The sequence below is a fragment of the Acidiplasma cupricumulans genome (genome assembly GCF_001402935.1).
Taxonomy (GTDB): domain Archaea; phylum Thermoplasmatota; class Thermoplasmata; order Thermoplasmatales; family Thermoplasmataceae; genus Acidiplasma; species Acidiplasma aeolicum.
The window spans coordinates 1-13,138 of sequence record NZ_LKBH01000176.1 but is presented as its reverse complement, the minus strand read 5'-3'; the positions used below and the strand labels follow the sequence as shown (position 1 = coordinate 13,138).

The following is a 13,138-nucleotide window of genomic DNA, read 5'->3' as shown; positions in this document are numbered from 1 at the left end:
TATTATGTATGAACAGGAGGAGTATGAATTGTTTAAGGGAATAGACCATATTGAGTTTTACGTAAGCAGCGCAAAAACCTGGTCATATTTTTTAAGAAAGGACATGGGATTTAATTTAGCCGGTTACTCAGGGCCGGAGACCGGAATCAGGGATAGAATATCATATTATTTAAAACAGGGTGACATAAATATAATTTTTACCTCATCAATGGACCCGGATACTGAAATTAACAGGTCAGTAAATTTACACGGTGATGGTGTCAGGGATATTGCCCTGACAGTTGAGGACCTGGATTTTACAAAGAAAAAGCTTGAATCCAGAAATGTTAAAGTTTCTGAAATAAGAAGCATAAATGATGGTAACGGGAAGATCAGGGAGGCATGCATAAAAACATATGGTGATACTGTGCATACATTAATAGAGCGTGGTGATTATGCAGGTGTTTTTCCGGGCTTTAATCAGGTGTATGATAATGAAAAAAACACTGGTGTGAAAGGTATAGACCATGTGGTCGGCAACGTTTACGAGGGTGAGATGGACCGCTGGGTAAATTATTATATAAAATCCATGGATTTTAAACAATTGATAACTTTTGATGACAGGGACATAAGGACAGATTATTCTGCCTTAAGATCAAAGGTTGTGAGGTATAATGATAATATAACCTTTCCAATAAACGAGCCTGCAAGGGGATTAAAAAAATCACAGATAGAGGAATACCTCGATTACTACAGATCTGAGGGTGTCCAGCATATAGCGCTGAAAACAGACAATATAATAGAAACCGTTAAAATGATGAGGAATAATGGTATAGAGTTTCTTGAAACCCCTGATTCATATTATAATTCATTGAATGACCGCGTTAAGAACATTTATGAGGATATAAATGCACTGAGAGACCTTAATATCCTTGTTGACAGGGATGAATATGGATATTTATTGCAGATATTCACAAAGCCGCTTACTGACAGGCCAACACTGTTTTTTGAGATCATAGAAAGGAAGGGTGCAAGATCATTTGGTGCAGGAAATTTTAAGGCACTGTTTGAGGCCATAGAGAGGGAGCAGGCAAGGAGGGGGAACCTGTGAAAATATTCAGGGCCAAAATAAACAATGAGGATAAAATATGCATATATAACAATAAAATATACGATTTATCCATATTATTAAATGAATCAACAGAATATATTGAAAATAATTTTTTTGAACTGTACGATAAAATTCTCAAACTGAAACCGGATGATGATTCATCAGTACATGGCAATATAGAGTATAAAATACCGGTGCCATACATAAGATCGGTCAGGGATTTTTATTCATTCGAGGGCCATGTCAAAAATGCAAGAAAAAACAAGGGATTAAATATGATAGATGAGTGGTATAAATTTCCGGTTTTCTACTTTTCATGCACACCAAATATATATCCATCTGACTGCGATATAAAATATCCTGAAAAATCAAAAATGTTTGATTATGAAATGGAGGTTGCGGCTGTAATAGGCAGAAGAACCATAAACTGCCATGGAAGTGAGTGCATTAAGTCGGTTTATGGTTTTATGATAATGAATGACTGGAGCCTCAGGGATATACAGAGGGAGGAAATGAAGGTGCTTCTTGGCCCCGCCAAGGGAAAGGATTATGCAACATCATTTGGCAGGTATTTCGTCACATCCGATGAGATATTGTCTAAGAGGGATAAAAATAATAAAATAAATCTGAAAATGGAAACGTATGTAAATGATAAACTATATTCCTCAGGGAATTTGAATGAGATATATTTCAGCTTCTGTGACATGATTGAACGTGCATCAGAGGATGTGCCATTGCTGCCTGGGGATATAATAGGCAGCGGTACATTTAACACCGGATGCATTCTTGAACTTGGCACTGAATATTTAAGGAAGGGGGATACTGTAACAATGAGGTCTGATGACCTTGGCATACTTACAAACAGGGTGGTCTGATGGTTTACTATATTAGACATGGTGAAATGCCAGAATCAAGGCATACTTATACAGGCAGGGATAAACTGCTAAGGGAGGAGCTCTTTGGTTTGAAGGCATTTGATGGAGAATATTCATTATTATACCATTTATATGACCCTGCAGAGGCAGAATCCATTTCAAGGGAGGATAAAAAAGAATTCATAAAAATAAATGAGAGCATGCACAGGCACATAAAAACAATGAAATTTAAGGAGTATTCTGATTTCTTTTATGGCAGAATGGTACTATTTTTAAATGATGAGATTTCCATTGGAATAATAAGGCCAGAAAAAAATGCTGATTACTATTTCAGGAATGCGGTTGCGGACGAATTATTCTTTGTGCATAATGGTTCAGGTGAAATAATTTCCATATTTGGAAGAAATAAGTATAGAAAGGGGGACTTTATATTTATACCAAGGGGAACAACATATAAAATTAATATCAGCGAGAATTCATATTTCTTCTTTATTGTATCAAAAACTCATATAAAAATACCACATAGGTATTTGAATGAATACGGCCAGATTAAGGAGGGATATCCATACTATGACCGTGATTTTAATGTACCGGAATTCATTGCACCTGAGACAGGAGTATCCGAATACAATGTTAAGGTTGACTACGGGGATTATTATATGAATATAAAAAGGTTCTATCCTTTATTTGATGTTGCAGGCTGGGACGGATATTTGTATCCATTTACATTGAATATAGATAAAATGGCACCGATTGTTGGAAAACTGCATATGCCACCGCCTGTCCATGAAACCTTTGAATCCGATAATTTCATGGTTGGATCATTTCTGCCCAGGCCATTTGATTTCCATGAAAAATCCATACCAATACCGTATTATCATAATAATATAAATTCTGATGAGATAATATTTTACTCATCCGGAAATTTTATGAGCAGAAGGGGCATAGAGACCGGATCCATAACACTCCATGTTCATGGCATGATCCATGGACCACAGCCGGGGCTGCTTGAAAAAAGTATTTGCCAGAAGGGCACGGATGAGGTCGCAATCATGGTTGAAACATATAAAGAGCTTTATGCAACAGAATTAACATTGAAAAATGAGGAAAAGGATTATTATTTATCATGGAAAAAATAAATTTATTTTTTATCTGATAATCCCAGCCAGAATTTTTCCTCCAGGTTTAATATATAATCTGCACCCTCAATAAATTTATCCTTTTCGTCCCTTCCATGTATCCCTATGATATTCTGTGTTGCATCCTCATGCTTTGATTCTATCTCTCTGTGAAATGTAAAATATAACATATCCATATTTTTATATTTTTTATCCTTCATTATCCTTAAACCGGGAAGAAGCTTATCCCACATTGGTATTGCCATGTTCTCAAGCCCAAATTCAGCACCAAGGGCGGTTGCGTAATCTGATGAAAATGCCCTGCGCATTCCATTGAGCCATTCCTCAGTTGTTTTGAGCTTTTTCCTTCTCACAAGTTCCTCTGGATTTAAATCTATTGACCTCAAATACCTGCGGTATAAAAGCTCATGCCTGTGATCAGGATTATCATCTCCAAGCTCTGATACAAGGATCCTTGTAAGCTCGTATGCATCCTCCTCCTTCTGTGTATTAACAAGCAATGTGCTCAAAATCTCCGGCCATTCCCGTGTAAAGTGATAAAATTCTATTGAAAACCGTATGAATTCATTATCCGATATCATCCCCTGTGAAAATCGGTTTATGAAATCATTATTCGTTGCGGCATGGTTTTTCACCCTATTTTTTATTTCAATATAAAAATCTGTAGCCTGCATAATTTAATTTATCCAAATATAATATTTAAAAATTATGTATTGAACATATAATAATTTTTTATATATTACGCTATGCTTAAATATAGAACATATAATATTGATAATATTTACTATTTATTGAATAAAAATTTTTTAATATATTATTTATGCCATTTATTTAGGATTTTCTCAGGTCAGGATAATATTTTATTTTGCAGCAGTCCTTTCATGGATTTTTATATGTGCATCAGCATTCATCCTTCTTAAAAATGAGCCGTTTATAATGAAATAGAGCATGCGCACCACAAGGCTGCCCATGGCAATTATGAACCAGAATAACGCGGTCCTGTTTTCATAGTATGATAGCAGATAAAGGCCAATAACTGCCCCTGAAAATGACCCAAAGCTTATGAATAGATTATAAATGCCCATATAGGTTCCCTTCATGTTCTGTGGGGCAATGGATGTAATTATTGTCTGTGTGGTGGGTGCAACAAAGTCCTCTCCTATTGTCATTATACCCATGGATATAAGAAAATATGTTATGTCCTTTGAAAACATTAGAACAATAAATCCTGAGAAGTAAAAAACCATGCCTATGGACCTAAAAACACCGGATTGGATGATTTGTTCATAATTTTAAATACAGGATACTGCAGAGTTACAGCAAGTATTCCATTGAGTGAATAAATATAGGCAAGATATAGTATTGGCAGACGCTCAAAGTCAAATGCGTAGAGTGTTAGCGATGCACCACTCTGCCTTAAAACAAATGCCATGATTATTCCTATTACAGTGAAGATTATGAAAAATCTATCCTTATATGCAAGCTTTATATCTAATTTTGTTAGGTACTGTGATTTTGACGGGAAGTATGTTTCCCTTACATTGAAATAAAGTATAATAATTTCAATAAAAGTGCTGATTCCAGCAAGAAGGAATATGTACTGGAATCCATATACAGAAAGAATGGCCCCAAGTATTGGTCCTATGGCCGCACCTGCATTTGCCAGAACCCTTATAACAGTGTAACCTGAAAGCCTCTGGCCCAGAGATGTTACATCCGCAATTGAGGCCTGTATTGCGGGATACTGCAATGCATTGATTAATATTGTAAAATAAAATAGTAAAATAAGAAGCAGTGCAGGCATCCTGTAGAGCACGGTAAAATACATGGCAATGTATAATAAACCCGCAGGCAACGGTATTAATATAAGAAAAATTCTCCTGCCAATACGGTCTGTAAGTATCCCTGAATAATACTGTACCACCGACATAATTAATATTGCAATGCCAAGAACAAGTCCTGTTACCAGAAATGATATACGATATATGAATACAAATATAAGTGGCAGAAAAATAAATGTTGAGACCCTGCCAGATGCCCGTATCAGGCGTGTAAATCCAAGGTACCACACCCTTTTATCTATTTTATCCATATCATGCCTTCGCCTTCCCGGCCTGATCATGCTTGCCCGGATTCCATGATTTTATTAATGTGTAATAAAGCACCCCGCCAAGGGCCTGCAATGAACCACCAATTAAAAGTGGAAATGCAAAATTCAAATCCATAAGATATCCTGACGCACCGCTTGTAAGCTGTGATGCCCTGCCTGAAATCCCCTGTATGGCGGTTGATGTCCCGTAATCCTCACGGTCTATTCCTCTTACATTTATTGCTCCCCTCATTGGAGACCCAACGCCGGCAATGCCCATTCTAAAAATGTAAATTACACCTGCAAGGAAGAATAAGGGTGTAAATGCTATAATTATGAAAAGTGCCCCCTGAAGTATGTGTGCTATTGATGCTATTTTTAATGAATCGAACATTCCATTAATGTATTTTCCTGATATATATGAACCAAGAGCGGTTACAACATATGCGAATGTATAAAGATAACCTATAATGCTTGGGTCAACATGGTATTTGAGTTCAAACAGAAGCGGTAGCAGCGGCATTGAAATCCCTATGGCTGCAGCATTGATGCTGTTTGGCAGCATAATTCTTATTAAATATCTAAGGCTCTGTTTCTTCATAACCCTTGTTGTTTTTTTAGGCCTTCTATATTCTTTTAATCTTGATAGTGATATCAATGATATAAACACAAGGATAAATGAAATAAAAAAGAATATGCGGTAAAACATTATGGTTCCTGTTATATTTTTTATAAATGCATAGGAACCTAAAAATAAACCACCAAATATTGAAAAGGCAGATGCTGTGGCCAGCAGAAGCGAAAGTTTTCCAACCCTGTCATTTTCAGCACCATAATTATTTGCAACAAACGCTGTCATTCCCGGTGAAAATGCACCGCGCATGCCCCCGGCGCCGCCTGTTATACCGGCTATGATTGCACCGGTGGCAATAAAATAGATGTTTGCTGACACTGCCATTAATAGCATGCCGGCAACCGGAAATACCTCACCCAAAAACAGTATTCTTGAATAACCAATTTTATCCCCAAGCCTGCCAAGTATTAATGTTAAAAATACATTAAATAATGTAATTGGAATGTAAAGGAGGCCAATAAACACAGCCGAGAAATCCAAAAAATGGAGATAAAGCGGCAGTGCCAGGGTCACAAATATTAATGCCGAGCTCCTGGTAGCCATGGAAATAATAAGATACTTAAACGATTTATTGACCTCCTCAGGAGAATCTGAAAACATATCATTGTATATTATTTATTAGTATATTATTTATTTGTTTAGTTAAATAGTACTTTTAAACTGCATGATTATCTTTATAAGTGATTTAGCCATGCAAATTTATGGTTCTCGAAAGACTTTATGTCATACCACACGGCGATGAAATAATTGACATGCCCAATGATGAGAGTGCCGAGCTTCATAATAAAATAAAAGAAATAACAGAGGATGATAATTCAGATTCATTGATTATATTAACTCCGCATGGTGTTACACTTTCCAGTGGTATTCCAATTATAAACACTGAAAACCTGCATGGCGAGTATTCAACAAAAACAAAAACTCTGGTTAGCGATCATAAAACAGACAAGGAGGTTGTCAGAAACATAGCTGCGGAATTTGGAAAGGAAATGATCACAATTAATTTTGGCACATCTTCCGGGCCATTATCTGTATTTCCAGAGGATTTTGGAACAATAATTCCATTAACATTTTTTAAGAATAAAAGGATAAGCATAATAGGCCAGCCAAGAATAACTGACCGGGCTAAATTAATGCGCCTTGGCAGAAGCATATGGAATACCGTTAACAGCATGGATAAAAAAATAAGCGTCATATTCAGTGCAGACCAGGCACATACACATAGCAGCCTTGGACCATACGGATACTCTGATTATTCCAGTGTATATGATAAAAAAATTAGGGAATTTTTTCAATCAGGTTCATTAAATGGTATTGAAAATATAGATGAGGGCGTTATAATTGAGGCGAAAACTGACAGTTACTGGAACATGGTCATACTTAATGGATTTTTAAAGAGTTCTGGAATGCATGTAACAATGGACTATTATTACGTTGAAAAATATTTTGGCATGCTCCTTGGACATGGAATAGTGTAAGAAAAATTTTAATATCATGCTATATCATTAATTTAAAAATAAATATTTAATTCAATATAAACAAAACATTTAAACTGTATATTTTGAATTGGTTTATTATGTACGATGAAAATTTTGAGCATTATAAAAATGCACGGAATAATGGTGGAATAATATACAATAATGAGAAACATTGCTGGGAGTTATACACCTATGATGCCTGCAAGTATGTTTTAATGCATGATGATATATTTTCTTCCAATTCAAAATATTTTGGAGGAAATGGCGGCCTCAGCTTCATAAACATGGACAATCCAGAACATAAGGAATACAGAAACATAATCGCACCATACTTTATGACATCAAAAATTAATGAAATGAGGCAGGATATAACAGATATATCCAATGAACTTATTAAAAACCTTCAATTTAATTCCGATATAGTAAAGGATTATGCCGTGGAATTACCTGTTAGGGTTATCTCCAATTTATTGGGAATACCAAAAAATGATAGGGAAAAATTTAAGGAATGGTCTGATTACATCATAGGCAATAAAAGAGATGACAATTTTGCTGCCATTAATAATTATATGATTGAAAAACTGTCGGGGCTATTTTCACAAAATCCTGAAAATGGCATTATGTCCGTTATAAGCACCGCAAATGTAAATAACAGGAATCTTGATCTAAATGAGAAAATAGGTTATATTATGTTATTAATAATAGGTGGAAATGAGACCACAACAAATTTAATAACAAACATGCTTAAGGCTTTATCAGACAATGAGGATATTATTAATAACCTAAACACTGAAAGAAACATACATGATTTTATAGAGGAAACCTTAAGATATTACTCACCAATCCAGTTTTTACCGCATAGATTTGCCATTGATGATACAGACATTAATGGTATTCATATCAACAAAGGCCAGAGAATATCTGTATTCCTGGGATCTGCAAACAGGGATGAAAACATATTTGATAAACCCGACGAATTTATTTTAAGGGACAGAAACGAACATATTGCCTTTGGCAGGGGGCCGCATATGTGCATTGGCGCCCCACTGGCAAGGTTGGAGGCTGATATAGCATTAAATGATTTTCTTGAGAATTATAAAAAAATAAGGATAGATAATAAAAAATCAATACTTTTAGAAAATCCAATGGTTTATGGATATCAAAAAATGTTTTTTGGATAGTTATATAAATTAAATTTTATAATTCCGGCATGGACAATGTAACCACAAAGTTTGGAACATCCACAATCTCTGATATTTTTAAATTGCCTATAATGCTGCATAGTATGTATGCCTCATCCCTTTTAAATCCCCTGTTTTCCAGATATTTTATCATCTCCCTGACGGCTATTTTTGCGGCCTCATATATGTTATTATTTATACCCATTGTATTTACAAATTTCCCCGAAATGTTATCATTTTCGTAATTAACTATTCTTGGATAATCTGTTTTTGTATTTTTTATAACCTCTACTGTAATTTCAGCCTCACAGGAAGTTTCCACCGCTGTTCCGGTTACCTCTCCATCCCCCTGCAGCGCATGTGGATCAGCAAATGATATTAATGCCCCAGATACATTCACTGGCAAATAAAGTACAGAACCTTTTTTTAAATGCCTGTTGTCCATATTGCCTCCAAAACTCTGCGGGGGAATCATGGGAAACTCACCAGATTGTGGTGCAGTACCTATTATGCCCAAAAAGGGTCTTGCATCGAAAGACATATTTTCAAGAAAATTTTTTCTTCTGCTTCTAATTTTATTGTTCCTTATTTCCCATATTATTAATTCATCTGAAAATTCCTCTGAAAGAAGGCCGAAATTATGCAGTGTCTGGGACCAGCCAAAATTACCGGTCTCTAAGTTATTTATTGTTACCTTTAATGTATCCCCTGGTTCGGCATTGTTTACAAAAAATGGACCGACTGCGGCATCAAGCATTGTAGCATCTATATTTTTGGCATCATCATCTGTGAAATATTCTTTAATCTGGTCTGTTGAGGAATCCGGTATTTTTATTCTAAACGTCTCATTAGAATCTATATATTCTATGGGCTTCAAATTTTTAGTCCACTTAAAATGTATATTCTCCATTTTATGACCATCCACAACCTTCATTGTTTATAATAGAAAAATACAATATAATTTTTTTTAATAAAATTTATAATTAAATATAAATGCTTTAGTATTGTGTAACAAATTAATTATATTGATAGATGTCATCAAGATGAATTAAAATCCCACTGGAAATGGCAATAAACAAGATGACCGGCCTGATTATCATTTTTATTATGGCTTATCTTACTGATTTGGCATCTGATTTTAATGCATGTACATTTGCCTCAACCACAATTATAATCATGGGGAGGCCAAAAGCTACCATATGGGACTGCCTGTGGGTGGCTATGATTGGCATTTCTATTTTTATCCTCATTTTTTGTTTTTATTTAACAAATCCGTAAAAATTCACTGTTTTAATATAAGTGCTGTTATTTTCTATCTTCATGATAATCAAGGAATACGCTTATACTGGAATAGAAATAATAATCTCAAGGATACTAACGGGATTTGGCGTGTGAATGTTCCAATCCTAATTTGTTGTCTTTTCAGGGATTCAAAACCATAAGTAAGTGTACAGATGTTATCTTTAGGGCGTTCGTGATAAATCAGTTATATGCAGGCTTATATATAAAAATATGCGGGATGTATTAATAGGAGATGAAAATGGTTTGATGCATATTTAAAATATTATAATGAAATTAATTATATATTTCTAAGCTTATAATAATATCTGGACTAAAGTCATTAAGATAGAAATGCAATGTGATTTTTGATAAAACAGAAAATTCATATAATGTCTATATGATTCATTATAATGGATCTGGCAGAGTTGCTGATGGTTGATCATTCCAGCATAAGGATAATAGCAGATAATAATTTGCTCCAGAATACTGCTGCAGAACTTATTGATTTTAATAAATTTCTTCTGAATATTCATGTGAATATAGAGGAAAGCATAGTATTCCCATTATTAAAGGAAAATAATAAGGAAATATCAAAACTTATTGACAGGCTTATAGCAGATCACAAGTTAATAGAAACATTATTCAATAATTTGTATAAATGGAAAGTTAATGACGACCCACTATTCAGTGTAAGATTGCCCCTATTTTATAAGACACTAAAGGATCATAATTCCCTTGAAGAGAGTGATGTTTTTCCTTACTGGAGAAATATAGATAATGATGGCAGAAATACAGCTATGAAAAATGCCCATGAAATAATAGAATCAAATGATATAAACAATTATATTAAAGAAACTGGAATATCAGAAAAAATGCTAAAATACATATTTATTTAAACTTAAATAATCATGGCATTATTTAATTGTTTAAACATTTAATATCATTTAATTACATGGTATTTTATTGGGTTAAATCAAAGTCAGATGCTGATGGCCTTCCATTTTTATAACCGTTTAGCGTTCAAATATATATGGTTCTAATATTCATCGTTGCTCCACATTTATGTAAATATAAATTTCAATGTTAATAATGAAATAATCGTTAAATAACGGGCAAAATAGATATTATGAACCACGAAGTTGATAAAATAAATATAGAATATATAATATAATTATTTACGCCACATTATTTCTATTTTATAAAAATTAATAAAAATAAAAATATCCTTTAAAAAAATTTAAAATTTTGGTACCATGTATTCTATTGTTGCCATAAAGTTTTCAAATACAGGATACAGTGTTAACAGCACTGGTGGTGCTATTAATTTGCCTGTTAATGTCATAAGGTTATAGAAGTAGGCGGATGTAATTGAATTAAATACGAATCCCTTTACTAATGGTGATACAAAGAACACATCGTTTGGCATTGGTGTCCACATGTAGGCGAACTGATCATATACTACTTTTTGCACTGCTGGCATTAAATTAACCTGATCGGTATGATTTACGAAGTCAAGATAGGTAAAGTAAGACTGGAGGGTTCCATTATCTACCCATGCATCATTTCCACCAAAGGCGCCACCCTCGCTTGCATCATATACAGGTATAAGCTGCTGTCCTATTGGATCTGGATAATCTGGCAGCCATCCCAGAAACACAAATTGTGGTGTTGCAGAAGCGTTTGTCCATGAGTTCACAGTGGATTCTGTAACTCCTGCGCTGTTGAAGGTTAGACCTATTAACTTAAATGAGTCTATTGCAACAGTTATTTCAGATGTTTCTACGGCATTGAATGGAGAAATTCCTGTTATTGTAAATGTATGTGAGGATAAATCTGATCCCGACGTGTCTCCAAGTCTGGTACCGTTTGGCAATGTCACATAGAAGCCCATGGCCTTGCCTGCCGCACTTATATTTTGCTCTGCAGCAGTTAAATTCTGTGCGGGAAGCGGAAAATTATTTGGATTGTAGAATTGGGATCCATATATTGGAGATAGTGGACCAAGTTCCTCATATGCTTCAGGTGTGCCATTGTAATTATTTTTATAAATGGCAAGCATTGCCGAGTAATTTAATGCATTGTACAGTGCCTCTCTGAAATGAAGATTGCTTGTGTACTTATCCTGCATATTCATTGATATGTAAAATGTACCGACAGTAGGATAGCTATGCACTAGCGCTGATGTTCTCTCTGATTTATTGTAAAATCCGTTTATCATCTGCTTGAATGATGTTGGGCCTATTGTCGATATTTGTGATATTCCCCTATCAAAGTCCTCAAGCCTGTCTGCATGCGTTAATCCGTATTTTATTACTACTGTTTTTATATGTGCTGGCTGGGCTATGGATGGGACCTGGGATGTGTGGCCAACAACCCAGTAGTTGGGGTTAGCCTTAAGCACTATTGTTGATAATCCCTTACCAACGCTTGATATTATGTATGGCCCTGAGCCTATAACGCCATTCGCATCAAGGTATGAGTTAGGCGTGTTATATGTCACACCACCATGGGCATCAACATCGCTTGGTTCAACTATGTCTCCCCACCATCCTGCTATATCCTGTAGCAGATATGAGTATGGAACCATGGTATTGATTGTAAAATTATATGTATTATTCACAACCAATGCCTGGTACGGGTATTCCATAACCTCCATTTCTGTATGGTTATAATTGAAATTTGATAAAATGTTGTCAAGATCCATTGCAGCAACTGTGTAATTTGGCTGATCTGTTAAAATTGTGCCACTATTATTATATTTAGCATTATCTGGAATTTTATATCCAGCATGCTCAAGTGCCTGCAATGTTCCATTTGGAATTGCGATCCCCGAGTATGAATAAACTGTTGAGTTAAATAATATTCCTGGGTAATCAGACACATATGGACCCTGGCCCATGATTATACCTCTCTCAAATGAAAACCAGACTGATGTGGCATTTAGGGCCTGACCGTTACTGAATTTTGCATATGGTCTTAATGTAAATGTATAATTCTGGTCATTATGTACTGTGTAACTGCTGGCTAAAACAGGGACAACGCTTGTTGAGCTACCGTTAAATTCAACAAGTCCATTAAAAAGGGCCGCAAATAACGGTCCGTTGGTTGTGAAAAAACCTGTAGCAGGATCAAGCTGTTCCGGTGCTGCCCTTTGGGATGTATCTGTAAAAACCTCAGGCGGATGGTATAAAGCCAAAAAAGATACAGCAACAACCACCACCACTACAACAATCGCAATAGCTATCTTCAAACCTTTCTTCATAAGCATAAAATTCTAAATTGTATATAAACTTTTTTAACAATACCCTGTCAATCATATTTAAACTTTTTTTAAAAAATAATCATATAGAGTTTTAGTTTATTTACAAATT

The 13,138-nt window shown here is 35.0% G+C and carries 13 protein-coding genes; 6 read left to right on the top strand and 7 right to left on the bottom strand.

Going from position 1 to position 13,138, the window contains the following annotated elements:
* The first annotated feature begins 4 nt into the window (after window positions 1-4).
* Genes hppD through AOG55_RS04715 form a run of 3 tightly spaced genes read left to right on the top strand, consistent with a single transcriptional unit; the run spans window position 5 to window position 3,104 of the window.
* Window positions 5-1,090 carry a 4-hydroxyphenylpyruvate dioxygenase gene (gene hppD, locus AOG55_RS04725; protein ID WP_055040966.1) on the top strand — a complete coding sequence of 362 codons (1,086 nt, stop codon included), beginning with the start codon at window positions 5-7 and terminating at the stop codon, window positions 1,088-1,090.
* Window positions 1,087-1,965, top strand: coding sequence for a fumarylacetoacetate hydrolase family protein (locus AOG55_RS04720; protein ID WP_048102344.1), 879 nt, complete (start codon window positions 1,087-1,089; stop codon window positions 1,963-1,965). The genes hppD and AOG55_RS04720 overlap by 4 nt, the downstream gene beginning before the upstream one ends.
* Window positions 1,965-3,104 carry a homogentisate 1,2-dioxygenase gene (locus tag AOG55_RS04715; protein WP_048102345.1) on the top strand — a complete coding sequence of 380 codons (1,140 nt, stop codon included), beginning with the start codon at window positions 1,965-1,967 and terminating at the stop codon, window positions 3,102-3,104. Before AOG55_RS04720 ends, AOG55_RS04715 begins: the two co-directional genes overlap by 1 nt.
* A gap of 2 nt (window positions 3,105-3,106) precedes the next feature.
* On the opposite strand, the gene AOG55_RS04710 is transcribed toward AOG55_RS04715, so the two are convergent.
* The 4 genes from AOG55_RS04710 to AOG55_RS04700 all read right to left on the bottom strand — a co-directional run bounded on the left by AOG55_RS04710 (window position 3,107) and on the right by AOG55_RS04700 (window position 6,427).
* Window positions 3,107-3,778 (bottom strand): TenA family transcriptional regulator, encoded by a 672-nt coding sequence (locus tag AOG55_RS04710; protein WP_055040965.1) that lies wholly within the window; start codon window positions 3,776-3,778, stop codon window positions 3,107-3,109.
* A 186-nt stretch (window positions 3,779-3,964) separates the two neighbouring features.
* A complete protein-coding gene (locus AOG55_RS09655) occupies window positions 3,965-4,351 on the bottom strand; it encodes an MFS transporter (protein WP_175266918.1) in 387 nt (128 codons plus the stop codon).
* 2 nt (window positions 4,352-4,353) lie between these two features.
* Window positions 4,354-5,196 (bottom strand): MFS transporter, encoded by an 843-nt coding sequence (locus AOG55_RS04705; RefSeq protein WP_236688975.1) that lies wholly within the window; start codon window positions 5,194-5,196, stop codon window positions 4,354-4,356.
* A 1-nt stretch (window position 5,197) separates the two neighbouring features.
* The gene (locus AOG55_RS04700) at window positions 5,198-6,427 is read right to left on the bottom strand and encodes an MFS transporter (RefSeq protein WP_048102347.1); all 1,230 of its coding nucleotides are present in this window, start codon (window positions 6,425-6,427) and stop codon (window positions 5,198-5,200) included.
* Between the two features lie 101 nt (window positions 6,428-6,528).
* Between AOG55_RS04700 and AOG55_RS04695 the strand changes: the two genes are divergently transcribed.
* The gene (locus AOG55_RS04695) at window positions 6,529-7,305 is read left to right on the top strand and encodes a DODA-type extradiol aromatic ring-opening family dioxygenase (protein WP_052656867.1); all 777 of its coding nucleotides are present in this window, start codon (window positions 6,529-6,531) and stop codon (window positions 7,303-7,305) included.
* Window positions 7,306-7,403: 98 nt separating this feature from the next.
* Entirely contained in the window at window positions 7,404-8,486 is a 1,083-nt protein-coding gene (locus tag AOG55_RS04690; protein ID WP_055032379.1) for a cytochrome P450, read from the top strand.
* A gap of 16 nt (window positions 8,487-8,502) precedes the next feature.
* Here the strand turns inward: AOG55_RS04690 and AOG55_RS04685 are convergent, their stop codons facing one another.
* Together AOG55_RS04685 and AOG55_RS09315 are read right to left on the bottom strand one after the other, a co-directional pair.
* Window positions 8,503-9,420 (bottom strand): acetamidase/formamidase family protein, encoded by a 918-nt coding sequence (locus AOG55_RS04685; protein WP_055040964.1) that lies wholly within the window; start codon window positions 9,418-9,420, stop codon window positions 8,503-8,505.
* Window positions 9,421-9,598: 178 nt separating this feature from the next.
* On the bottom strand, window positions 9,599-9,736 hold the full coding sequence (locus AOG55_RS09315; protein ID WP_156318755.1) for a hypothetical protein: 138 nt from the start codon (window positions 9,734-9,736) through the stop codon (window positions 9,599-9,601).
* Window positions 9,737-10,177: 441 nt separating this feature from the next.
* Here AOG55_RS09315 and AOG55_RS04680 point away from each other — a divergent pair, with 441 nt between their 5' ends.
* A complete protein-coding gene (locus tag AOG55_RS04680; protein WP_084779406.1) occupies window positions 10,178-10,663 on the top strand; it encodes a hemerythrin domain-containing protein in 486 nt (161 codons plus the stop codon).
* A 341-nt stretch (window positions 10,664-11,004) separates the two neighbouring features.
* Here the strand turns inward: AOG55_RS04680 and AOG55_RS04675 are convergent, their stop codons facing one another.
* The gene (locus tag AOG55_RS04675) at window positions 11,005-13,029 is read right to left on the bottom strand and encodes an ABC transporter substrate-binding protein (RefSeq protein WP_055040967.1); all 2,025 of its coding nucleotides are present in this window, start codon (window positions 13,027-13,029) and stop codon (window positions 11,005-11,007) included.
* Window positions 13,030-13,138 lie beyond the last annotated feature (109 nt).

What these genes read in the sequence shown, in the direction of transcription:
- AOG55_RS09655 (WP_175266918.1), bottom strand. Translation starts at nt 4,351, where the DNA reads ATGGTTTTTTACTTCTCAGGATTTATTGTTCTAATGTTTTCAAAGGAC.
- AOG55_RS04695 (WP_052656867.1), top strand. Translation starts at nt 6,529, where the DNA reads ATGGTTCTCGAAAGACTTTATGTCATACCACACGGCGATGAAATAATT.
- AOG55_RS04685 (WP_055040964.1), bottom strand. Translation starts at nt 9,420, where the DNA reads ATGAAGGTTGTGGATGGTCATAAAATGGAGAATATACATTTTAAGTGG.
- AOG55_RS04710 (WP_055040965.1), bottom strand. Translation starts at nt 3,778, where the DNA reads ATGCAGGCTACAGATTTTTATATTGAAATAAAAAATAGGGTGAAAAAC.
- AOG55_RS09315 (WP_156318755.1), bottom strand. Translation starts at nt 9,736, where the DNA reads ATGAGGATAAAAATAGAAATGCCAATCATAGCCACCCACAGGCAGTCC.
- AOG55_RS04700 (WP_048102347.1), bottom strand. Translation starts at nt 6,427, where the DNA reads ATGTTTTCAGATTCTCCTGAGGAGGTCAATAAATCGTTTAAGTATCTT.
- hppD (WP_055040966.1), top strand. Translation starts at nt 5, where the DNA reads ATGTATGAACAGGAGGAGTATGAATTGTTTAAGGGAATAGACCATATT.
- AOG55_RS04705 (WP_236688975.1), bottom strand. Translation starts at nt 5,196, where the DNA reads ATGGATAAAATAGATAAAAGGGTGTGGTACCTTGGATTTACACGCCTG.
- AOG55_RS04690 (WP_055032379.1), top strand. Translation starts at nt 7,404, where the DNA reads ATGTACGATGAAAATTTTGAGCATTATAAAAATGCACGGAATAATGGT.
- AOG55_RS04675 (WP_055040967.1), bottom strand. Translation starts at nt 13,029, where the DNA reads ATGAAGAAAGGTTTGAAGATAGCTATTGCGATTGTTGTAGTGGTGGTG.
- AOG55_RS04680 (WP_084779406.1), top strand. Translation starts at nt 10,178, where the DNA reads ATGGATCTGGCAGAGTTGCTGATGGTTGATCATTCCAGCATAAGGATA.
- AOG55_RS04715 (WP_048102345.1), top strand. Translation starts at nt 1,965, where the DNA reads ATGGTTTACTATATTAGACATGGTGAAATGCCAGAATCAAGGCATACT.